This is a genomic window from Spirosoma sp. 209, assembly GCF_002006735.1.
Classification (GTDB): Bacteria; Bacteroidota; Bacteroidia; order Cytophagales; family Spirosomataceae; genus Spirosoma; species Spirosoma sordidisoli.
Map to the genome: position 1 here is coordinate 98,290 of NZ_MVEC01000006.1, position 22,559 is coordinate 120,848.

Genomic DNA, 22,559 nt, shown 5'->3' on the forward strand with positions numbered 1-22,559 from the left:
CAGGCAATTAATCAGTGAACAGAACGCGGTCATTATCGCGGATGTAGTTGATCTGGAGCAGCTCAGCCACCAGCGCCAGCACCTCATTGGCATCGCGCGCCGGAAACGAGCCCGACACGGTTCGGCTGGCCAGCTGCGCGTCTTTGATGGTGACGGTGAGGCCGTAGTTTTCGTGCAGTATATCGGCGATCTCGCGCAGGGAGGTCTGCTCAAACGTGAATCGGTGTCGTTTCCAGGAAGCCAGCGCTTCCGGATGCCGGACGGGCGCAATAGCCAGCCGACCGGTTGGGCCGAGGGTGGCCAGATCGCCGGGGCGCATCGTCAGCGAGGGGCGGTCTTGCTGCTGCCGGAGACTGAGCGCCACCCGACCCGAGTGCAGCACCACGCGCGTACTCCGCTCGCGGCTGAGAACGGTAAACTGCGTACCCAGCACCGTTACAACCAGGCCTTTGGGCGTCTGTACCATAAACCGCTGGTGATCGGGCAGGTGCCGGACCGCAAAGTCAGCCTCTCCGGTGAGCTCGACCGTGCGCGGGCCAGCGCCGAAAAGGCTCGGCCCGAAAGTTACTCTCGGAAACCGCAGCGACGAATTAGCGTTCAGGGTCACGACCGAGCCGTCGGGCAAGGTCAGGGTCTTGATTTCGCCGAAGCCGGTCTGCTCTGTCCGGTACAGGAGCTGGTCGCGCAGCAGCCAGCCGCTGAGCCCGACAACTACGCAGACGGAAGCCGCTACGGCCCATACCCGACCCAAACCACGACTCATCCGCTGCCAGACGGGGTTCGACCCGGCGGGGGTATTGACCGGGGTCGCGGAGGTGACCAGGCTAACCCGCCGGGCCAGCTGTTCAAAGGCGGGCTGCCAGTCGGTACCCGCCTGCAGGTGTTTCAGCTCCCATTCGTGCAGCCATTGGTAGTACTGCTCGCGGTTACCGGCTTCGGCCAGCCAGGTCTCTACCGATTTTTTCTGGAGTGGACTGACCCGACCCGAAAAGTAATCGAACAGCACCTCTTTAGTTATGATGTCTTCCATACATGAGCCTTTCTTGATTGGACACGCAACCCGGCGTTTACCCTTAGTAGAGCCAGGCTGCCAGGAGCAGGCCCGCCGACAGAAATACGCGCCGGAGCTGCTGCAAGGCCCGGGCCATATGAGCCTCTACCGTTTTAAGGGCCAGGCCCAGTTCATCGGCGATTTCCTGATTTTTCCGGTTCTCGAACCGGCTCATCAGAAACACCCGCTGACACTGGGGCGGCAGCGCATGAATCACCTGCTCGACCCGCTGAAAGGTTTCGTCATACTCGATCAGCGTCTGGGGGGTTTCGGTCTGGCCGGTGTCGTCGAGCGCGTCGAGCGAAGCGGGGGTTCGGGTGCCAGTCAGCTCGTCGCGGAGGTAGTTGTGGGCGCGGTGGCGAACGGCCGCGTAGAGATAGGTGCGATAGGTATGCTGAACGGATGCGTAACTACCCGTTTTCCAGAGCTGATAAAATACCTCGCCCACAATATCTTCGGCCACTTCGCGGGTGTAGACGAACCGCAGCGCATGGCTGCACAGAGCCTGATAATACAACCGAAATAGGGCTTCGAAGCCCTGTTGGGGCGATTCGGCAAAGGCGAGCCGAACAAAATATTCGTTGTCCCGCACGGGTACCGGCCCATTCGCTGGCCCGGCGGACTGGGGTGAACGGGCCGGGTCCGGTCCTGTTTGTTCGTCGAGTCCGGTCATAGAGTAGTAAGTCAAGTACCAGAATGACACCAATCAGCTGCCTTACCCTTAGCGTACCTTATCGTTTCAATGAAATATTTTCTCTAATTTTTACTAAAAAGCGGGGCAACTCATCCTGATTGACGCTCAGTGGTTTCGTGCCGACCAGGACGACTCCTTATCCAAAAAGTCCGGGACCCGGCTTGTACCGAACGGCTCATTTACGGGACGGACATTGTTTCAGCAGCCAGGTTGCCAGCTCTTTACCAGCCCGAAAATTCTGGTACTCGTTTGGAATGCGCCGACCATCGGTGTATTCGTTATACAGCCACGGATCGCCCACCACGAATACGGTACCTTTTCCTACTTTCGCTGTCGCCATGATGACCCGGCCTTTCGCGTCGGTCAGGGCGGACTGGGCCGGGCGGGTCAACGTCAGGGGCGACAGTTCTTTGATGTAAATGGTCCGCGTGGTGCTGAATATAGGACCGCCGGCCGGGATAGTCAGTTTGCCCCCCTCCCATTGGGTCCCCTGCACCGGATTTACCAGCTCGCTGCCGAAGCGAACGCCGAAGCGGCTAGCCAGTTCGTTAAAATGAGGAATCTCGCAGTTGGCGGTGTCGTTGGCCATCAGCACCAGGACCCCACCCGCCCGCACCCAGTCTTCAACAGCCTTGCTGTCGGTCGGCTGAATATAGCGGGGAGCAGCCGTTTCTTTGGGTGTGTCAGGATCAACGATGATGTACACATCGACGTTTTTGAGGCTCTGGGCCGTGGGCACCACGGGTACGGCAACCGTTTTAGCACCCAGTTCACGGAAGGTATTGCCCCAGAGCCAGAAGCCCGAATGCATACGATCTTCCCAGGTATAATGAAACGGTTCGCGCTCGGGCGCTCCGGGACCGGCATCGCTCTTTCGGAATTCGTGGTTAAAATAGTAGTCCAGTCCCACGTTACGTCCCCGGCCAACCGCCGGCTCATCGGCTATTTCCATTTCGACACTGGCCATAATAAAGGGCCCAACGCCTTTGAGATCGTTCTTTTTAATAGGTTCGCTCAGGTAATATTCGTAGCTGCCATCGCGGTATGGATTACCACCCAGTCCGCCTACGCTTACCGTTCCGTTCAGATGCGGCAGTCCGTTGGTGCCGGTCTCGACAAAGGTTTTCAGGATCCCGGCATAGCCACGCCGGGCGTTATCGAGCAGGGTGGCAGGCAGGTAGCCCATCCGCACGCCTTTGGCCAGGGCGTAAACAAACATGCACGACGCCGACGCTTCGGGATAGTTACCCTTGCGGCTGGCCTGATCGGGTATCTGATACCAGCAGCCCGTGGCTTTGTCCTGATACCGCACCACGATGGGCATCAGCCGCTGCAGGTAGCCTACGAGGTCGGCCCGGCGCGGGTGATTCGACGGAAAATAATCGAGAACATCGACCAGCGCCATGGCATACCAGCCGATTGACCGCCCCCAGAAGTTGGGCGATACCCCGGTTTTGGGATTGGCCCATTTCTGCTGGCGACTCTCGTCGTAGCCGTGATACAGCAAACCGGTTTTGGGGTCGAGCAGATTCTTCTCGATCAGCGCGAACTGCAGGGCAATATCGTCGAAGTTCTCGGGTTGCCGGTAGAGGGCGCTGTACTCCGCGTAAAAAGGTTCGGCCATGTACAGACCGTCGAGCCACATTTGGTTCGGGTACCGCTGTTTGTGCCAGAAGCCCCGCGCCTGGGTGCGCGGCTGGCGGGTCAGCTGGGCACGGAGGGTATCGGCCGCCCGCCGAAACTTCTCGCGACCCGCTTCGGTCTGCTGCGCCAGCGTGAGCAGGGTCCGGCCGGGGGTAATATTGTCGAGATTGTACTCGTCCATCCGGAACGTACGGATGCGGCCATCGGCACTGATGAACCGGTTCATGTCGCGCAGGATATAGGCATAATAGCGACCGTCGCCGGTGCGTTGCCAGACCCGTTCGAGGGCTTTCAGCACGAGTCCCTGTTCGTAATCCCAGCGGGCGGGGTTGCCTTCTTTGGTAACGATGGAATCGCGATGGAGGGTCATGACCGTTTCGGCCATGCGCTCAGACATCGGTTTGGGCTGGGCCATAAGCCCATAGCAGCCAGGTATAAGCAATAAACAGGTCAGGTAAACGGGTAGACGAACGGGCATTGGTTTCGGGGGTATGTATCCTCAAAAGCGTCTACCCCCTCTATTCTTACCTAATGCAGCCCGAGCGGCCGGGGTTACAGCACCTGTTCCAGCATACGGATGTAGCCATCTACCCCTTCGCTGATTTCCCGCAGGTAGATAAACTCATCGGCCGAGTGCGACCGTCCCGAATGGCCGGGGCCGCACTTCAGCGAAGGGCAGTTCAGCACCGCCTGATCCGACGTGGTGGGCGAGCCGTAGGTATGTCGACCCAGCGCCAGCCCGGCCCGCACGATGGGATGATCGGCCGGGATGCTCGACGGTTTGAGCCGAATCGAGCGCGGCTTCACCTCCGACCGAATATTTGTGCGGATGGTATCGATGACTTCCTCGAGGGTATACTGCTCCGTAACGCGCACATCGACCGTAAACGTACAGACATCGGGCACTACGTTATGCTGGCTTCCGGCCTGGATAATCGTCACCGACAGTTTGATGGGCCCCAGCGTTGGCGACTCTTTCGGAAACTGGTAGGTTGTGAGCCAGTTGATGTCCTGTATGGCTTTGTAGATGGCGTTCTCCCCTTCGTTCCGGGCCGCGTGACCGCTGACGCCATGGGCGGTACAGTCGAGCACAAGCAGGCCTTTTTCGGCAATAGCCAGCTGCATCTCGGTCGGCTCGCCCACTATGGCGAAGCTGATCGGTGGCAGGTGCGGCAGCAGCAGCTCCAGCCCGTTGCGCCCCGAAATCTCTTCTTCGGCGCTGGCCGCCATTACGACGTTATGGCTCAGGTCGGGCCGGTCGTAAAAGTAGACGAACGCGGCTATCAGCGATACCAGACAACCACCGGCATCGTTGCTTCCCAGCCCGAACAGCTTATCGTCGCGCTCGACGGGCGTAAACGGGTCGAGCGTCCAGGACGGGTTGGGCTTCACCGTATCGTGGTGTGAGTTGAGCAGCACCGTTGGTTTGGCCGGGTCGAAGAACCGGTTTTTGGCCCAGATGTTATTCTCCAGCCGCTCGTACGGGATCTGCTTTTCCCGAAAAAAGGCTTCGATCAGCGCAGCCGTCTGCTGCTCCTCCCGACTGAACGAAGGGGTAGCAATCAGGCGTTTCAGCAGCGCGAGAGCGTCGGCTGTGAGGGTGGTTTGCAGCGGAGTCGTATCTGAGAGAACGTTCATATGCGTGGTCGTTTACGGCCCAAAGATACGACCAAAGCCCCGAAAAGCGGGCGATATCGGGCCAGCCAGCGCCTTACCGGATAACCGCCTTGATGACAACGGGCTGATGATCGGACGGGTACCGCTGCTGATTGGCGTCGGTCAGAACGGCATAGCTGAGCACATCGATGTCTTTACTGACGAAGATATAATCGATCCGGTCTTTCATGGGCGCGTCGAAGGCAAAGGCGTTGAACGTACCGACCGGCCCGTAAGGTGGGGTAGCCGTTACCCGGTAGGCGTCGTTCAGCCGGGTTTGCATGGTCCGGATCTGCTCCGTATCGGGAGTCGAGTTGAAATCGCCCGTACAGATGACGGGGGCGTTTTTGGCGATCTCGCTGATTTTCTGAACCAGGAGCTTCCCCGACTGCCGGCGGGCCTCGACCCCCTGGTGATCGAAATGGACGTTGAACACATAAAATTCTTTTCGGCTTCGCTGATCCCTGAGTTTAGCCCACGAGCAGATGCGGTTGCAGCAGGTAGCATCCCAGCCGAGCGAGGGTTTATCCGGCGTTTCGCTCAGCCAGAAATCGCCCGATTGCAGCACAGAAAAGCGGTCTTTCCGGTAAAAGATAGCCGAATGTTCTCCGCCTTCTTTGCCATCGTCACGGCCTTTACCGATGCGGGCAAACCCGGGCATCTGGCTCAGGTCGTTCAGCTGATTCAGCAAGCCCTCCTGCGTGCCCATAATGTCGAACTCATGGTAACGAATCAGGCCCTTCACGTTTTCTCTGCGATTGGGCCAGGCGTTGGGACCATCTTTAGGGGTGTCGTATCGAATATTGTAGGTAGCTACGCGGATGGGGTCCATTTTCTGGGCCAACAGGCTGGCCGGGAGCAGGGCAGAAAGCAGAAACGACAGAATCAGTACACGCATGACAGAAAGAGTAACGTTGACAAAAGAAAGAGATACAGCATTTATAACCAGAAACGGATCGACTGGTCAGGCCTCGTAGAACGGCACGCCCCGCTCGCGCAGAAACGCCTTGATAACGTCGACGTGCACACACTGACCCACGTTCAGAAAGGGATAATTGGAAACGCGGCTCCGGCGGCCGTTGACCATAACTTCGCGGTCTTCGATGTCGAAACCCAGGTGCAGGTGCCGCGTGGCCGACTGCATCCCGTAGATCAGCCCGTTCGTGTCGAAGAGCGGTCCCCCGCTTTGCCCGCGCAGGCCGGGGGTACTCATTTCAATCCCCACAATACCGGAGCTGTCGCTCAGCAGGCGGGTAACGATCCCGTCGATCGGAAAACGGGGCGACGTAACCTTTCCTTCGGCGGTCCATTCGATATCGTCACTGCCGGCGTTGTAGCGGTAGTTGGTAAACTCTGGAAACGGGTAGCCCAGACGGCATAAACTGCGGCCAGGTTTCACCCGACTGGTGTCTTGCAGGAAGGTGGCGTGGGATTGATAAAGCAGTCGATTATAGCCCTTGAACCGCAACAGGGCCAGATCCTGCGTCGGGTGCATCTCGATGGTCACTTCGGAAAACAGATCGACGCATCCCACGAAGCTGTTGCGCACCCGGATAATGGTGTCGGACTGTAATTTGAATTTTTCTTCGAGCTGGCTGATGCGCTGGGCCGCATCCCGTTCGCGGAGTACCGACCGTCGCTCACCCTGAAAGTTCAGGTAGTTGTGGTAGATGGTATCGGCTTTGGCAACCAGCTCGGCGACGTGCTTACAGGTAATGGCACAGCCGTATTCGTTCACAAAAAAAAGGGTGGCAGTTCCCGGAATCACTTCATCATGCCCATACAGGCGCACAATCGAATGCAGCGGGCGGGTAAACGGATCAACGCGGTCAATAGCGTCAACAAACATACAATCAGGCGGTCAGGTCGGTGAGTTGGTCAATTCGTTCTCCAACGACGATACGGACGAACGAATCAGGGGGCAAGTTACTAAATACCCGCCGACTCAGCGACCTGACCGGCCTGCTTACTGCTTCGCTTTTACGTTCACTCCGGCAGGCACTACGGCCCCGCCGGCGCTGGCGCTATCGGGGGGCGCCTGCTGCGAAACGCCCGGATCCGATGAATTAAGGGTATCGCCCTGCCGACCAAATACGGAACTGTCCGAGCCGGAAGCCGTATCTGTCGTCATAGTTTCAGTACTGCTTTCGGTGCTGGTTTCCTTATTGCTGCCGGAGCAGTTCCATAGGCTCAGGCTGGCACCGGCCAGCAGGCCCACCAGCAGAAATCGCCGGGTCAGTTGATTCAGGTTGTTTGTCATTGCTTTTCGGTTGTTGAGTAATTATTACTTATTTATGGTCGAATCGCGGATACCGAGCGCACCCGGGGCCGTTGAATCAGCGGTTTGCCCATTGGCATCCTGAATACTCTGTCGCGTAGCCGCCGACGCATCCTCGGACCGGTCTGACTCGACCTGCGCGGTTGAATCGGTACTGATGCCGTCGGCACTGTTCTGGTTCTGGCTGAATTTCTGAACAATGAGCGCAATGACCAGAATAGCCATGGCGACCATAGCCCAGCGCAACCACCGGACGTTTTCGCGCCGACGATCGCCTTCCGCACTTTTCGGAATGTTGGGATTGACAATGGTGCCGCTGAAGTTATCGGCTCCCTGCACCTCGGTTTGCGGTCCGGCGGGGGTTTGTAACTCCTCGAATCCGAGCAGGCTGGATACCGCATCGAGTCCGTCGGGCATGGCTTTGCGGAACTCGCTGGCCTGACCCAGCAGCAGGGTTTGCAGGCTGTGGGCCGTCAGGCCATTTTCCTGCTCCTGCCGGCCCAGGACACCCATTAGTACCGCGCCGGAGAGCCCCAGCACGGTGCTGACCGACTGCGGTTTCGCCCCACTGTAGGCACTCAGTAACTCCGTAGAACGGGCTAATTTATCGTCGAAGATCTGTTGTAGAAACCCGTTTCCCGCCCCGGCAACCGCCTGGGTTTCGGCTTCAGTGTCGAGCGCCTGGCTGACGTCGAAAGGAGTTTTGCCGTAATCGCCCTTATCCAGAAAGCTAAGGATGGACGACGATCCGCCGGTCGACTGTACCCGCCGGGTCAGTCCGCCCAGCAGCGTGGGCAGTGCGCCGGTAACGGCTTTGTGTATGGTGGCTGGCGACTCGTTCAGTTCAGCACCGAGCCGGTCGATAACACCGGGTGTGAACTGCTCGTTGAGAAGCGCTAATAAATGAACGGCCATGTTTCATAACGTTGGTTGACAACGGATAAACCGGCCCATTGGGGGTAATGTTTATGACAACGTTTCGGCAGGCGTGTACGGTCACAGCCAGCCGGCCAACCCTACACGCCTACCGAAACGTCGGACTTTTGCCTGTATCAGGCTTACAGTTGCGGAATCCGCAGCACCTGATCCGGATAGATCAGGTCAGGATCTTTCAGCATAGGCTTGTTAGCCTCGAAGATGATCCCATATTTCGTGGCATCGCCGTAGACTTCCTTGGCGATTTTAGACAGGCTGTCGCCCGATTTCACCGTGTAGAACGTACCGGCCGGTGTTGGCTCGGCAACGTCCAGCTGGTTGTCAACGGCCGATACGCCTTCTACGTTACCAACGGCCAGCGCAATTTTCTCCGCATCCTCCTGCGACTTCACCGAACCGCTCAGGATAACCGTATCGCCTTTGGTCTTCACGGTAAGGGCGTTATAGGCCAGTCCCAGCTGTTTGACGTGGTCAAGCAGGGCCTGCGCCCGTAGTGGCTCAACCTTTTCGGCCTGTGCCGGATCGGCCGGGGCAGCTACCTGCTCCTTGTGAAAAATCTTTTCCCCAACACCCTTGAAAAATGATAAGAGACCCATGAGTTAGTAGTTGTTTAATGAAACATGTACACTTAACGGCTGGCAAGTAAGTGAACCTTTATCATTCAAACAACCCGCTGGTTTTATGTTTGTTTCAGTTTATACCCCCGAAATAATACTAGTATTTATACCTTATAGGCAAACTTCAGGCGCCTGATCGGGTTCTATCATCGTTTTACACCCAATATATTATCATCTATTAGAGAACCCATTTCGGTAAACGCACAATGAAGCAAGTTCAACTCACTGCCCTGGTTTTATTAATCGGCTCTACCCTGGCTATGGGCCAGCAAAAACTGGAAGGCGGGATAAAAGGTGGCCCCACCTTTACGCATGGGTACACGACCATACCCTCCATTCCGCTGTCGGCTAACGTAGCTATTCCGCAACTCGACAACAAAAGCAACGGGATTGGTACCGGCTATTCGTTCGGGATCTGGGGCCGTCAGAATTTTGACCGGTTTTACATCCAGGTCGAGGTCGATTACAACCAGTTTATGTTGAAGCAAAAAGCAAACCTGACGATTCCGGCCGGGCTGGCCGCTGTGTTATCGGGGCTCTCGCTGCCGCCGGCGGTACCGGCTCAGACCCCCGCTACGGTCAACATAACCTCCACATCGACCCTGGAGTCGTTCAACATACCTATCCTGTTCGGGAAACGGTGGAGCGACGGAAAAATACGGGCGTTTGTAGGCCCCAACCTGTTGTTTACCCGCAAAGCCGAAGCCAAACGAAGCACAACGGCCACCATAGCGGGCTTAACGTTCAACGCACCGGAAACAACTTCTGACCTGAAAAATCCGAATCCGCAGAACCCCTCGGAGCGCGCGCTGGAGGTGAAATCGTTTACCTATGCGGCAGAGGTCGGCGTAGGCTATACGTTTCTCAACCGACTCGACGTAGACGCGCGCTATGCCCTGCCGGTTGGCGGTGTGTATAAAGACAAGAATATCAAAGGATACCTGGGCATAGCGACCCTAAGCCTCGGCCTGCGGCTATTTTAATCAAAACAGGCCTGTCCACGCGGTGTGGACAGGCCTGACTTACTGGCGCTCTTCGACAAGGGCAAAGCCCTGACCAACGGGACGAAGCCGGTACCGAAGCATACGAACACCGCCGGTAGGCTCAGCGTTGGCGTCGCCAAACTGATAAACCGGGTATTTACGGCACAGTATGCCCCGCTCAATCCACAAACTGTCGTGACCCATGTAGCCATCGGCTACGGGTAAACGCCAGTTCACGAGTGTCACGTCTGCCTTACGCTCGGGTAAAAACTGCCAGCCATAGACCCGACCAAACGAACCGCTCCCGTTACTGCTACTATAAATATACAGTTCGGGAAAGCGGTTATTATCCAGGTCAGCTACTTCGGCCCCCGTAATGGCGCCGTCTATGCGGATCCGAAAGTTGGTTAGCAGCAACTGCCCGCGGTATGCTTTGATGGCTACCTCACGTACAGCCCCACTGTCCGGTGCGTCGACCGTGAAGGTGTACACGTTGAATCGAAGTGACTGGCTGAACGAAGTCCTTGGTTCGGGCTGGAGTGGCGGCCGGACTGTTCCCAAAGCGAGCGAAGACTTACCGGAAGCTGACAGCAGAGCCCAGCAGGCTATACTAACAATACCGCCAATAAGTCCCCATAGTTTACCGCTCATCAACTTCGTTCGCTTGTAGTTTCCCACCAATAACGAATCGAAGCGCAAATTAGTTGATTGACTAAGGTTCCAGGAACACCTCGCCTACGCTGGTTAACTGATAAAGGGTGGGAAGCACTTTCAATCCTCTGGCGGTCAGGTTGTACTCAACGCGAGGTGGTACTTCATTAAATGATTTCTTCTCTAAAACACCAAGTTCAATCAATGCTTTCAGTTCCTGAATTAGTACTTTTTCACTGATGTCAGGAATCATTCGCCGGAGTTCGCCGTATCGCCGGGTCTCCGTGCCTAGTTGAAAAATGATGAAGAGTCGCCATTTCCCACAAATGATATCCAGTGTTTTCTTTAGAGCTGATTGAGTAGAGGGAGTTAAAGTCTGCTTGAGGTTTTGGTCGTCCATAATGACTGTTTGTACTAACCTAATGGTTCGTAACGTACTGATTAAAAGGGAATTGCGTCCATATGAGCAAAGATATATATTTGTTTGAGAAGAATTACACAAACACTCTATAGGTTAAGATTTTTAAGCTTTTTATTCGGCAAAATAGCGCAATGATTACGAACGTATTTTTTATTTCTGCTACCTACAGCGTTCCGGATGCCCTACTCGCTCCTATCTATACGTCTGATGTATTCTGGTCAACCAGTGCTATTTATCAATACTCTATAAACTCTATAAAATTACTCATTTTATAATTACCTGCTGACACTCTGTATCATTTTTTTTACGGGATTTGGGATTGATGCCCACGGCGTAGCGCAGCGGTGTATTTTTGCCAGTCAGATGGCTACCCAAAAAACAGTACTTGTCATTGCAGGCCCCACTGCGGTTGGTAAAACGGCTCTTTGCGTGCAGCTGGCCAAAGCGCTCGCTACTGATGTGGTGTCTGCCGACTCGCGGCAGCTGTATCGGGAACTCAGCATCGGCACGGCTAAACCAACACCGGCCGAACAGCAGGGCGTTCCTCATCACTTCATCAGCTCTCACTCCATTACCGATCCCGTTAATGCCGGTCGGTACGAACGCGAATGTCTGGCCCTGCTGACTACTCTTTTTCAGAAAAAGGACGTGGTGATTTTAACGGGCGGAACGGGTCTGTACATCAACGCCGTCTGTTTCGGGCTTGACGATATGCCCACGGTCGATCCGGCCCTGCGGGAACAGTTGTTCACCCGCCTGCAAACCGAAGGCCTGGCCGCGCTACAGACCCAACTCCGGGACCTCGACCCGCTTTACGCCCAAACGGCCGACCTGCAAAATCCGGTACGGGTAACGCGGGCGCTGGAAGTATGCCTGGCAACCGGGCAACCGTATTCATCGTTTCGGCGCCAGCAGGTAGCCGATCGCCCGTTTCGTACGGTCCTGATTGCGCTCGACCGACCGCGCGATGAATTATATGCCCGGATCGACGATCGTATGGATGCCATGCTGGCTAACAGCCTCCTCGACGAGGTGCAGTCGCTGCTGCCCTACCGCGATCTGCCCGCCCTGCATACCGTTGGCTACCAGGAGGTTTTTCCGTATCTGGACGGCACCTACGATTACGATGAGATGGTGCGACTGCTGAAACGCAACTCCCGGCGGTACGCCAAGCGGCAACTCACCTGGTTCAGGAATCAGGGGAACTACCAGCCGGTTTCCGTAGCCAGCGCATCACCGACCGACGCGCTGGCTACTATTCTTGACCTACTCAACGAGCCGCACTAACCGGCTCTTTACTGGGCCCGGTAGGCGAGCATCCCTCCGGTCACGTTGCGGACGTTGGTGAAGCCGTTTTCTTCCAAGTACTGTTGCGCCCGGGCACTCCGCGCGCCCGACCGGCAGTGAACGATCACTTCTTCATCCTGCAACCCGTCGAGTTCATCGATCCGGTAGGGCAACTCACCCAACGGAATCAGGGTAGCGCCAATATTATCGGCTTCGTATTCGTTCGGCTCCCGAACATCGAACAGATTCAGCTTTTCGCCTTTGTCGAGCCGTTCTTTCAGCTCCTGTACGGTAATATCCATGGGTATACTGGTTAGTGGTCTTACTGTTGCACAATCAGCTTCTGCACTACGGTTCGCTGCCCGTCCGACAATCGAATCAGGTACAGTCCGGCAGGCAGGTGGCCGATATCCAGCGTTTGCTGGCCACGGCCGGGTTCAACAACAACCAGCAAACGACCGCTCGGGTTCAGTATCTCGAGCCGCCTGAGCTGCGTATGATTCCAGCGAATCAGACCCGTGGTGGGGTTGGGGTATACGCTCAGCGATGAAGCCGGTATGGGCTCGGGCAAAGCCGTTACCACCGTATCAGGCCGACCGCCCATAACGGGCCGGATCATAAAGGCACCCTGTACGTCGAGTGCCGACGACTGCTGATTCTGGGCCCAGCTGGTTCCGCCGTTGTAAAAGATCTGACTCCCGAACAGACTGCCTTTATCAAAACCTATCCGGAGCTGGGTGGTATCGCTGGTCGTGACCTGCTGATACCCGACGTAGAAGGTGTCGGTGACCGATATGCCCCGGTCGAACGGAAAGGTGATGAATCCGTTGCGGGTTGTGGGATACTGGGTCGCAAACGACTTGCGGTAGATTACCTGGCCAGGCAGGCCGTTGCGGTTGTTGTAGACGTTGATAGTAAAAGGCTGGCCGCTCTGGTTGATCCGAATCGGCACCAGACACATTCGAACGCCGGCAATCACATCGGGTTTGTTCAGAATAAACCGAACAGCTACCTGCTCGCGGGGGCCGATCTGCCGGGCAAACTCCCAGCTTCCGTCATCGTAGGCATAATAATCGTCGAGCGTAGCCACGGCCGAGAGCGTATCGTTCCGGCGCAGGTTAACCCCCGGTATAGATGGGTTCTGGTCATCGGTCGTGAGCAGATCGAAGGTATAACGCAGGGAAGCCCGCGTAGCCGAGCCAAATCCACCGGTCAGTCTGGGAACGGCGCGTTTCCGCTGCGAACTCAGCGCCTGAATCAGTTCAGAAGCGGTTGAGGGGTCGTTCTGCAGCACCTGCCCCGTCAGCTCGTCGCGAATGCTGAAGCGGAGGGTGGTAAAGTTGAAGGTATTGAACAGGTTGTTGATATCGGTCGTGACCGAGTCGGCTATTTCGCCGGCTGGATTCACGGCATACTGCGCCAGCGGCATGGCCGTATACCGACGCAGCAGCGGGCTGATCGCCTGCCGCATGGCCACGTCTTTCACGAACCGGTCGGCGCGGGAGCGGCCCCGGTTCAGGTACACATAATCAACGTTCCAGGTATCGAAAGGCCCCGATGCCCGGCCGTAGGATCGGAACCGGAACGCAAAGCCCGCGTGGAAGTAGCGGGTATCGCGAACGGGGATAAACACCTGCGGAAAGTTATTGTTGGGCGATCCGCCCTCGACCCGCCAGACGGTTTGCCAGGCGCCGGTCCGGTCCAGAAACTGAAGCGTCAGCGAATCTCCGGGATCGGGCGACTCGCCCAGGCCCCGAATCTGCCAGTAAAAACTCAGGTAAACCGAGTCGGCTGCCGACAGGCCCGCCAGCGTAACGGGTCGCGACTGCAGGGTATCTGTATAACCCTGCGCCAGCTGGTTGTTCGGTATATACTGCTGATTGTTGGCCCGCAGTCCATCAAATGTAGCCACCCCTACCGTGGGGTGGTTTATCGCCATGGTATTGTTGATATAGACGCCACTCCCGGGCTCCCAGCGGACGGGGTCGGGCCGGTCACGACCGGCCTGAGCCGAGCCGGTTGAAAAGTCGTCGAAAAAAGGCAGCGACAGCGGGGTCTGGGCCCACGTGGCCGTGACCATCAGGCTACTGACTATCAGCAGAACGATACACCGTAAACGTCGACCGGGCGCGTAGTTTGGCTGATCTGGTAAAGCAATTCCCATGTAGTCTCTGTACCGGACACGGTTTATTGATCCGGCTCAATTGGCCCCACAATCCAGAGGTCCATTGTTTCGCCGACGCGGATTCGTTCGCCCGACCGGGCTTCGGGTCGCTGCCGAACTACCGTGCCAACTTCCTTCTCGGGATCGTCAACGGAAATTTTCGTGCCAACTTTGAGGTTTGACCCAACAATGGCCGCTTCGGCTTCGTCGAGAGGCAATCCTACAACGTCGGGAATTGCGAACATCGTATTACCCAGTCCATCGCCAATTTCCAGATCGATGCGCGCGCCTTTCGGTACGGGGGTTCCGGGCACTATTTCCTTGCCGTTATAGAGCTGCCGCAGTACCGCATTTTTTGCCACATCGGGCCGGTACGTTTTCTCCCCTTCTTCGAGACCCATCGATTTCAGCATCAGCACGGCACTCCGGTCAATCATATCGACCAGTTTCGGCATGGGTACCATTGGTGCTACCCGTTTGGTGATGGTGACGTAGATCTTCCGGCCTTCCTTTACTTTGGCATTGGCGCGCGGATACTGCTGGATAACGGTCAGCGGCTGGGCTCCAGCCACGAAGGTACAGTCACTGACTTCGTAGCGCAGGTCGCGGTCGTTCAGGATATTCTGCATCTCATCGAGACTCAGCCGCGTCACGTCGGGTACGGTTATGGTCTGGCCATGGTTGGTCGTGAAGGGCAGATAAATAAAGAAAAACCCCAGAAAAAGCGCAGCGAACAGGGCCAGAATAATGCCAGCATGAACCAGCAGGTCGGTTACTGATCGGGTGCTGATTTTTGTCATTTGTAAAAGTAGGGCGTCAGCGGGTGAGGTATACGGCTACAGGCCTGCCTGCAAAAGTAACAGAATCTCAGACCGGCTGCCGGTAACCGGTCAGCATTTTTTTAATGTACTTCCCCACAATATCGAACTCCAGGTTGACCACATCGCCGGGTTTCAGATCCCGGAACGTGGTGTGCTCGTAGGTGTATGGGATGATGGTTACCCGAAATCGGTCAGCTTCCGAATTGAAAACGGTTAAACTGACTCCGTTGATACATATCGATCCTTTTTCGACCGTTACATTATCGGCCACGCCGGGATCGTACTGAAAATCATACAGCCAGCTGCCATTCAGGTCCTGCACGCTGGTACAAATGCCAGTCTGGTCGACATGGCCCTGTACAATATGACCGTCGAACCGGCCATTAGCGGGCATACACCGCTCCAGATTAACGCGGTTGCCCACGTCCAGCCCACCCAGATTCGATTTGCGCAGCGTTTCATCGACCGCCGTAACGCTGTATCGGCCGTCGGCAACGCTCGTGACCGTCAGGCATACGCCGTTATGACTAACGCTCTGATCGATCGTCAGTTCTGACGCCAGTGACGACTCGATGTGAAAGGTAATATTGGTGCCTTCGGAGACACGGTCGGCAACAAGGCCCGTTGTTTCAACTATTCCAGTGAACATGATTCTTATGTAGGATCGCTCACTGAAAACAGCGAACTGCCAAAGGGGGTTCGGCTAATCAGTTTTTGTTCGGTATGCGCAATCCGATAAAGTGTCTCGTTAACCAGGTTCCCGGGCAGATACACGTCGGAGGTGGGTTCGTCCGGACTGCGCCACCCCAGTCGGAGCTGTAGCCGCTGCCATTGTCTGACCAGCAGGATCAGGGGCGATAGCAGCAGGCTCCAGTAGGTTGTATAACGGAGTCGCAGGCCAGCCATCGGGAACAGCCGCTCCAGGTCGGCCCGAACAAACCGGCGCGTGCTGCCCACGGCCAGGTCGTGCTGCCCCCGAAATACGTCGAACGCATTATTATTGCTGATCAGCACCCCGCCTGGCCGCAGCCGACGACGCAGCTCGGTGAGCAGCCGAACCAGCGCCGGATCGTCGAAGTAACAGAATACATCGTTACAAACGATGGCGTCATAGGTCTGATCGGGCGCGTAGCCCGCCAAATCGTTCAGATCGAGCAGGGATGCGTTTAGCCCGCGCTCGTGGCAAAACGCCACCGCATCGGCCGAGCCGTCGACCCCCCGCAGATCGGTATACCCCTGCCGACGCAGGAAATCGAGCATACCGCCCGTGCCGCAGCCAGCATCTAAAATAACCATGTCCCGACGGTTACCGAACTGCTGACACAGGGCGCGACCAACGGATTCGTGCAGAATGCGGTACCACCACAACTGCTGCTCGATCCGAAACATCTTTTCATACTCTTCTGAGCGACCAATCATAGGTAAAACAGGCAGTGGAAAAAGAGAAAAGGCAACAGCGCCAGCAGGGATGAGCGCGACGCGGGCGAGGCATCGGCCTGCGTCTTTTTCTCGACATAGGGCGGCAGGCCACTATAAGCCATGAATAACTTGCCGATGTACTCGCCCAGTACGCCCAGGCACAAGAGAAGCAGGCCCAGACCGGTGCCAACCGCCCAAAGTACTACGCCCCAGCCCTGCAGCTGCAGCAGGCCCAGCGCCCAGCCCAGCCCGCTCCCGGCCCCGATCAGCAGCCCCAGCCCGAGCAGCGCAGCGCCCAGCATCGTAAATCCCCGGATGGGCCAGAGCGAATAGCCTATGAACACGTTCAGAAACAACCCGATCAGCTTGCGAACCGTGTAGTTGGAGCGGCCCTCCGCGCGGGCATTGTGCGGCACCATAACACTGCCTACGTGTCGGGTTACCCGGAATATCAGCCCATCGATGTACGGGTACGGGCCACGGTACCGGATAATTTCATCGACCACGTCGCGACGGATCAGTTTAAAGCTCGACAAATACAGGTCGCGGGGTTTACCGAGCGAGTAGGTGGTCAGTGTGTTCACCAGCCAGCTCCCCCAGTTTCGGAACCAGTGGTGTTTTTTCTGATCATATCGGCTATACACCACATCGTACTGACCGGTTTCGGCCGTCTCGAGCAGGGTCAGGATCGTTTCGGGCGGATTCTGAAAATCGTCGTCGATAATGGCTACGTACTGTCCCCGGGCATGGTTGAGCCCACAAAGCACGGCGTTGAACTCCCCAAAGTTTCGACGCAGCGAAATAAACTGCACCTGAGGATGAGCTTCGGTCAGTTGCCGGCAAACCGCTTCGGACCGATCCACACTGCCGTCGTTGACCAGTACCACCTCGTAGGACCAGGCGGCCAGGCAGTCGTGCAGACGGGCAATCAGCGGTCCAATGGTTCGCTCGCTGTTGTAGACCGGTATAACAACGGAAAGATGCATAAGCCAGTAAGTACAAGGGAAACGGGGTCCTGTTACCCTTCCTGTTTGTTAATAACGTCGATAATATAGGAAACGTCGGCTTCGGTCATGGCCGGGTTCAGGGGCAGGCTTACCACCTCCCGATGCAACCGCTCGGAGATCGGCAGCGACCGATGCGACTCCGACGCATACGCCCCCTGCTGATGCGGTGGGATTGGGTAATGCACGTCGGTTCCTATGCCGTGCGCGTTCAGATACGCCCGCAGGTCATCGCGACGGGGGTGCCTGATCACGAACAGATGCCAGACATCCTGATCGATCTGGTCGGCCGGGGGCAGCGTCACGGCCGGGTTGGTGATGCCAGCCAGATACAGCCGCGCCAGCGCCCGGCGGTAGTCATTATCGGCGTCGAGTCCCGGCAGTTTGGCCGATAGCACAGCCGCCTGCAACTCGTCGAGCCGACTGTTGTGACCGATCCGATCGTTGACATACTTCTTCGCCGAGCCGTAGTTCCGCAGCGCCCGCAGCCGGTCGGCCAGTTCATCGTCATTGGTGGTTATCGCGCCGGCATCGCCCAAAGCGCCCAGGTTCTTGCTCGGGTAGAAACTCCAGCCGGCCGCATCGCCCAGATTACCCGCTCGTTGGCCCCTGTCGATCGCCCCGTGGGCCTGGGCGGCATCTTCCAGTACCTTCAGCCCATACTGAGCCGCCAGTGCCATAAGGGCCGACATGTCGCAGCACCGGCCATACAGATGAACGGGGAGAATAGCCCGGGTTCGGGGCGTTATCAACCGCTTCACAGCCGCCGGATCGAGGAGGCAGGTAGCCGGATCGGGTTCTGCCCAAACCGGCACCAGTCCAGCCAGCGTCACGCTCAGCACCGATGCAATGTAGGCGTTGGATGGTACGATGACTTCACTGCCCGGCGGGAAATCCCAGGCTTTCAGCACCAGCGTGAGCGCATCCAGTCCATTAGCTACGCCAATGCAATGCCGGGTACCACAGTAAGCAGCAAAGGCCTGCTCGAACCGACCCACTTCGCGGCCCAGAATGTACCAACCCGACAACAAAACTCGTTCAGTAGCTTCGCGCAGGGCTGGTTGATAGGGTTTGTTGATGCGTTCTAAATCCAGAAACGGGATCATTCCGACTCAGCCAGCACCGACTGTGTAACGTTCAGATTGTTGGTATACGGTTCGTAGATATAGTCATCTTTGTCGTACCGTTGGTTGGAGACGACCAGCAGGATGGCATTGTCGGTGAACTCGTCCATAGTGTGCCAGTCTTCCGGATGCAGTACCAGACACTGCCGGGGGTCGTTCAATATAAAGTACTGTTCCTCCTGACCGTTGTTGGTATAGATCCGGCAACTGCCACTCACACAGATCAGAGCGTTCCAGGCCAGGTGATGCCGATGTCCGGCCCGGGCATGCTGACCAGCCTGATAAATGTAAAAGACCCGTTCTATGGTACCAGGTATAATTCCCTCAAAAACGGTTAGATTACCTTTGTCAGACGCAAAGGTTTTGAGTTCGTACAGTTGGGGCATTTTATAATGTTTTAGTTTATTGGGCCATGATACGCTGAATCGTGGCCAGAACACCATATTGACTTTCAGAGGTTAAATATATTAAAAAGGGATTAAATCCTCTATGAAGTTAGTGGGAAGTCAGTACAGCCTTCGTGCTTAGTTTAGTAATATTGACATTTGAGCATTTACGAAAATTAGATTTTTAATACATGAAAACTACTCAGTTGCTGTGGATAGGAGTCTGCTTGTTGGGAGCAATACTACTCTATCTGGCTCTGTCCGACAACGGCACGGGTGCAAAATCGTCGCATTCATCGGCTGCAGTTGATCCGGTTTTGTACAAAAAGGAAGTAGAATCTGACAGAACCAAGAAAAACGACTACATGCGCACCAACGCGGAGTCGCCTATTTCGGACAAAACAAAGTTTACGGGATTGTTATATTTTCCGCCCGATCCGGCGTAGCGCGTGCAAGCCCGGCTCGAACCCTTCGCCGATAAAACCCAAAAAATTATCGTACGGATGAGTGATGGCAGCGAGGAAGTCTACAGCAAGTACGCCCATGCGGTCTTCAGCCTACAGGACGAAGCCTGCCGACTCCTGATCGTTCAGGCAACCGACGGTACGTATTCGATCCTGTTCCGCGATGCCACCTCTAGTAAGGAAACCTACGGTGGTGGGCGCTACCTCGATCTCGAAGCCGACGCCCTAACCGGAACCCAGACCGTAATCGACTTCAATACGGCCTACAATCCCTACTGCGCCTATAACCCCAGCTACGCCTGCCCTATTCCACCTGCGGAGAACACATTACCCGTTGCCGTGAAGGCCGGAGAGCGGTATCAGGAACACGACTAACCCTGCCATACTCTTCTGCTTTTTTTGTCAACTGCCTACTGCCCACTGCGTACAGGCAGTTATCTTTGCACCATTTTTAGCCTGAATTTGTCCCTCCATGGAAGTTTCCTATAAATGGCTGCAAGCGTACATTGACTTGCCCGAATCGCCCGAAGAAGTTGGCAAACGACTGACGGCTACGGGTTTAGAAGTAGAAGGAATCGACACCATCGATGCCGTACCGGGCGGCCTCAACGGCGTGGTCATTGGCCAGGTACTGACCTGCAACAAACACCCCGACGCCGATAAGCTCAACCTCACAACGGTCGATGTGGGCGCGGCCGAGCCGTTACCGATCGTATGCGGAGCGCCCAACGTAGCCGCGGGTCAGAAAGTGGTGGTGGCTCTGGTGGGAGCCACTCTGTACCCCCGCTCGGCAGACGGCAGGCCGGCAGAACCCTTCCAGATCAAGAAGGCCAAAATTCGGGGAGCCGTCTCCGAAGGCATGATCTGCGCTGAAGATGAGATCGGGCTGGGTCAGTCGCATGCCGGCATCATGGTGCTCGACACCGATCTGCCGAACGGTACGCCAGCCGCCCGGTATTTTAACCTCGAAGCCGATTATCAGATTGCCATAGGCCTGACGCCCAACCGGATCGATGCAGCCTCCCATTTTGGTGTAGCGCGCGACCTGAAAGCAGCCCTCAACCGGCCGCTTCGCCTGCCGTCTGTCGATGCCTTTACGGTGCATAGTACCGACTTCACCCTCGACGTACGGGTAGAGGATACCGAGGCCTGCCCGCGCTATACGGGACTGACAATAAGCGGTCTGACCGTTCGGGAGTCGCCCCAGTGGCTGAAGCAGCGGCTGATCGCTATTGGCCTGAAGCCGATCAACAACGTTGTCGACATCACCAATTTTGTCTGCCATGATCTTGGTCAGCCTCTGCATGCCTTCGATGCCGACCAGATTGCGGGCAATCAGGTGGTGGTCAAAACGTTACCCGAAGGAACACCCTTCGTTACCCTCGACGGGGTTGAGCGTAAGCTGTCGGCCACCGACCTGATGATCTGCGATGCCGAGAAACCCATGTGCATTGCGGGGGTGTTTGGCGGTCAACAGTCGGGCGTGACCAGCCAGACTACCCGTATCTTCCTCGAATCGGCGTATTTCGCCCCTACGTCGGTGCGCAAAACGGCCCAGTACCACGGGCTGAAAACGGATGCTTCGTTCCGGTTTGAGCGGGGTACCGACCCCAACATGCCGGTATTCGCGCTGAAGCGGGCCGCGCTGCTGATTCTGGAAGTAGCCGGTCCGGACGCCCGGGTCACGTCGGCCATTACCGATCTTTATCCGTCGCCGATCGCCCCCTTCCGGGTGCTGGTTCGCTACCGGAATATTGACCGGCTCATCGGAATCCGCATCGACCACACGGAGATTCACCGGATTCTGGACGCGCTCGACATCACGGCCGATGAGCAGACCAGCGAGGGCTTCGTAGCGGTCGTACCCCCTTACCGCGTCGATGTAACGCGCGAAGCCGATGTTATCGAAGAGATCCTGCGCATTTACGGCCTGGATAACGTACCGCTGTCGCCGGTGCTGGCCGCCGACTCGCTTTCGGAGTTTCCTAAAACCGACCCCGACCAGTGGCAGAACCGGATTGGGCAGCTCCTGGCGGCCAACGGTTTTTATGAGATACTGACCCTGTCGCTCACCCGGCCTGCTTACCACGACGCCATCCGCCAGACACTTCCCGGCGCTGACGTGACCCTGCTCAACCCCCTGAGCGATGATCTGTCGGTGATGCGGCAAACGCTGCTGTTCTCGGCCCTCGAAACGCTCGTCTACAACATCAACCGTCGGCAGCGCGATCTGAAAACGTTTGAGTTTGGCAAGGTCTATCATAAAGCCACCGCCGACGACGGCAGCGTGAAATACGTTGAACGGATGCGGCTGAGCCTGGCGCTGGTCGGTAACCAGCAGGCCGAGAGCTGGCGCCAGAAGAACCAGCCCGTCGAGTACCATGATCTGGCAACGGCTGTGCAGCGGGTTCTCAACCTGTTTCGGGTCAAATCGGTCGATACCCAGCCGGCCGACCCGACCTTGTTCCAGTACGGGCTGACTTACCTGGTGAACAAAAAGCCACTGGTCAGTCTGGGGCTGGTACAGCCTAAACTTACGAAGCTGGTCGACCTGAAGCAGCCGGTTTTCTACGCCGACTTCGACTGGAGCGCCCTGCTGAAACTGGCGGGCAGCAAGACCCGCTACGAAGAGGTATCCCGGTTTCCGGAGGTTCGACGTGACCTCTCGCTGGTGATCGACAAAGCCGTTACGTTCGAGCAGATCAGTCGGCTGGCGAGTCAGACCGAGCGGAAGCTGCTGCGTTCGCTCAACGTATTCGACACCTACGAGGGGGCTAACCTAGGGGCTGACAAGAAATCGTACTCCGTTAGTTTTATTCTACAGGACGCTACCCAGACCTTAACTGACGGCGCCATTGATAAAACGATGCAACGGCTCATAACCGCTTTTGAGCGGGATCTGGGTGCCGTTATCCGGAAATAAAAGCAACGTAGTCGCTTCCTTCACGCCTAACCCCTG

Annotated in this window: 24 protein-coding genes; 5 read left to right on the forward strand and 19 right to left on the reverse strand. The window is 56.6% G+C overall.

Going from position 1 to position 22,559, the window contains the following annotated elements; all coding sequences use genetic code 11:
* Window positions 1-7: 7 nt before the first annotated feature.
* The 9 genes from B1C80_RS11485 to lysM all read right to left on the reverse strand — a co-directional run bounded on the left by B1C80_RS11485 (window position 8) and on the right by lysM (window position 8,855).
* Window positions 8-1,030: a FecR family protein gene (locus tag B1C80_RS11485; RefSeq protein WP_077921240.1), complete on the reverse strand. Its 1,023-nt coding sequence runs from the start codon at window positions 1,028-1,030 to the stop codon at window positions 8-10.
* Between the two features lie 43 nt (window positions 1,031-1,073).
* The gene (locus tag B1C80_RS11490) at window positions 1,074-1,724 is read right to left on the reverse strand and encodes an RNA polymerase sigma-70 factor (RefSeq protein ID WP_077921241.1); all 651 of its coding nucleotides are present in this window, start codon (window positions 1,722-1,724) and stop codon (window positions 1,074-1,076) included.
* 196 nt (window positions 1,725-1,920) lie between these two features.
* Complete coding sequence (locus B1C80_RS11495; protein ID WP_369822691.1) at window positions 1,921-3,867, reverse strand: glycoside hydrolase family 88 protein; 1,947 nt, start codon at window positions 3,865-3,867, stop codon at window positions 1,921-1,923.
* A gap of 74 nt (window positions 3,868-3,941) precedes the next feature.
* A complete protein-coding gene (locus B1C80_RS11500; RefSeq protein ID WP_077921243.1) occupies window positions 3,942-5,027 on the reverse strand; it encodes a M20 family metallo-hydrolase in 1,086 nt (361 codons plus the stop codon).
* A gap of 73 nt (window positions 5,028-5,100) precedes the next feature.
* On the reverse strand, window positions 5,101-5,943 hold the full coding sequence (locus B1C80_RS11505; RefSeq protein ID WP_077921244.1) for an endonuclease/exonuclease/phosphatase family protein: 843 nt from the start codon (window positions 5,941-5,943) through the stop codon (window positions 5,101-5,103).
* 66 nt (window positions 5,944-6,009) lie between these two features.
* A complete protein-coding gene (locus B1C80_RS11510; RefSeq protein ID WP_077921245.1) occupies window positions 6,010-6,894 on the reverse strand; it encodes a trypsin-like peptidase domain-containing protein in 885 nt (294 codons plus the stop codon).
* A gap of 117 nt (window positions 6,895-7,011) precedes the next feature.
* Window positions 7,012-7,305 carry a hypothetical protein gene (locus B1C80_RS11515; protein ID WP_077921246.1) on the reverse strand — a complete coding sequence of 98 codons (294 nt, stop codon included), beginning with the start codon at window positions 7,303-7,305 and terminating at the stop codon, window positions 7,012-7,014.
* Between the two features lie 24 nt (window positions 7,306-7,329).
* Entirely contained in the window at window positions 7,330-8,238 is a 909-nt protein-coding gene (locus B1C80_RS11520; protein ID WP_077921247.1) for a DUF937 domain-containing protein, read from the reverse strand.
* Window positions 8,239-8,381: 143 nt separating this feature from the next.
* Window positions 8,382-8,855, reverse strand: a complete 474-nt coding sequence (gene lysM / locus B1C80_RS11525) for a peptidoglycan-binding protein LysM (RefSeq protein WP_077921248.1) — start codon at window positions 8,853-8,855, stop codon at window positions 8,382-8,384.
* A gap of 227 nt (window positions 8,856-9,082) precedes the next feature.
* Here lysM and B1C80_RS11530 point away from each other — a divergent pair, with 227 nt between their 5' ends.
* Window positions 9,083-9,859 carry an outer membrane beta-barrel protein gene (locus B1C80_RS11530; RefSeq protein WP_077921249.1) on the forward strand — a complete coding sequence of 259 codons (777 nt, stop codon included), beginning with the start codon at window positions 9,083-9,085 and terminating at the stop codon, window positions 9,857-9,859.
* A gap of 39 nt (window positions 9,860-9,898) precedes the next feature.
* Here B1C80_RS11530 and B1C80_RS11535 read toward each other — a convergent pair whose 3' ends face one another.
* A complete protein-coding gene (locus B1C80_RS11535; RefSeq protein WP_077921250.1) occupies window positions 9,899-10,510 on the reverse strand; it encodes a hypothetical protein in 612 nt (203 codons plus the stop codon).
* 61 nt (window positions 10,511-10,571) lie between these two features.
* Window positions 10,572-10,910 carry a helix-turn-helix domain-containing protein gene (locus B1C80_RS11540; RefSeq protein WP_077921251.1) on the reverse strand — a complete coding sequence of 113 codons (339 nt, stop codon included), beginning with the start codon at window positions 10,908-10,910 and terminating at the stop codon, window positions 10,572-10,574.
* Window positions 10,911-11,294: 384 nt separating this feature from the next.
* Here B1C80_RS11540 and miaA point away from each other — a divergent pair, with 384 nt between their 5' ends.
* On the forward strand, window positions 11,295-12,218 hold the full coding sequence (gene miaA / locus B1C80_RS11545) for a tRNA (adenosine(37)-N6)-dimethylallyltransferase MiaA (RefSeq protein ID WP_077921252.1): 924 nt from the start codon (window positions 11,295-11,297) through the stop codon (window positions 12,216-12,218).
* An 8-nt stretch (window positions 12,219-12,226) separates the two neighbouring features.
* On the opposite strand, the gene B1C80_RS11550 is transcribed toward miaA, so the two are convergent.
* From B1C80_RS11550 to B1C80_RS11585, 8 genes are all read right to left on the reverse strand, one after another.
* Window positions 12,227-12,520: a rhodanese-like domain-containing protein gene (locus B1C80_RS11550; protein WP_077921253.1), complete on the reverse strand. Its 294-nt coding sequence runs from the start codon at window positions 12,518-12,520 to the stop codon at window positions 12,227-12,229.
* Between the two features lie 20 nt (window positions 12,521-12,540).
* Window positions 12,541-14,298: a T9SS type A sorting domain-containing protein gene (locus B1C80_RS11555; protein WP_236648733.1), complete on the reverse strand. Its 1,758-nt coding sequence runs from the start codon at window positions 14,296-14,298 to the stop codon at window positions 12,541-12,543.
* 107 nt (window positions 14,299-14,405) lie between these two features.
* Window positions 14,406-15,182 carry a PASTA domain-containing protein gene (locus B1C80_RS11560; protein WP_077921255.1) on the reverse strand — a complete coding sequence of 259 codons (777 nt, stop codon included), beginning with the start codon at window positions 15,180-15,182 and terminating at the stop codon, window positions 14,406-14,408.
* A gap of 67 nt (window positions 15,183-15,249) precedes the next feature.
* Window positions 15,250-15,852, reverse strand: coding sequence for a riboflavin synthase (locus B1C80_RS11565; protein ID WP_077921256.1), 603 nt, complete (start codon window positions 15,850-15,852; stop codon window positions 15,250-15,252).
* A gap of 5 nt (window positions 15,853-15,857) precedes the next feature.
* Window positions 15,858-16,622, reverse strand: coding sequence for a class I SAM-dependent methyltransferase (locus B1C80_RS11570; protein ID WP_077921257.1), 765 nt, complete (start codon window positions 16,620-16,622; stop codon window positions 15,858-15,860).
* Entirely contained in the window at window positions 16,619-17,608 is a 990-nt protein-coding gene (locus tag B1C80_RS11575) for a glycosyltransferase family 2 protein (protein WP_077921258.1), read from the reverse strand. The genes B1C80_RS11570 and B1C80_RS11575 overlap by 4 nt, the downstream gene beginning before the upstream one ends.
* A gap of 32 nt (window positions 17,609-17,640) precedes the next feature.
* Window positions 17,641-18,732 (reverse strand): DegT/DnrJ/EryC1/StrS aminotransferase family protein, encoded by a 1,092-nt coding sequence (locus B1C80_RS11580; RefSeq protein WP_077921259.1) that lies wholly within the window; start codon window positions 18,730-18,732, stop codon window positions 17,641-17,643.
* Window positions 18,729-19,136 (reverse strand): FdtA/QdtA family cupin domain-containing protein, encoded by a 408-nt coding sequence (locus B1C80_RS11585; RefSeq protein ID WP_077921260.1) that lies wholly within the window; start codon window positions 19,134-19,136, stop codon window positions 18,729-18,731. The genes B1C80_RS11580 and B1C80_RS11585 overlap by 4 nt, the downstream gene beginning before the upstream one ends.
* Before the next feature lie 191 nt (window positions 19,137-19,327).
* Here B1C80_RS11585 and B1C80_RS28985 point away from each other — a divergent pair, with 191 nt between their 5' ends.
* The 3 genes from B1C80_RS28985 to pheT all read left to right on the forward strand — a co-directional run bounded on the left by B1C80_RS28985 (window position 19,328) and on the right by pheT (window position 22,523).
* Window positions 19,328-19,582 (forward strand): hypothetical protein, encoded by a 255-nt coding sequence (locus B1C80_RS28985; RefSeq protein ID WP_369822692.1) that lies wholly within the window; start codon window positions 19,328-19,330, stop codon window positions 19,580-19,582.
* A gap of 3 nt (window positions 19,583-19,585) precedes the next feature.
* Window positions 19,586-19,975, forward strand: coding sequence for a DUF1684 domain-containing protein (locus B1C80_RS28990; protein WP_369822693.1), 390 nt, complete (start codon window positions 19,586-19,588; stop codon window positions 19,973-19,975).
* Between the two features lie 97 nt (window positions 19,976-20,072).
* Complete coding sequence (gene pheT / locus B1C80_RS11595) at window positions 20,073-22,523, forward strand: phenylalanine--tRNA ligase subunit beta (RefSeq protein WP_077921261.1); 2,451 nt, start codon at window positions 20,073-20,075, stop codon at window positions 22,521-22,523.
* Window positions 22,524-22,559 lie beyond the last annotated feature (36 nt).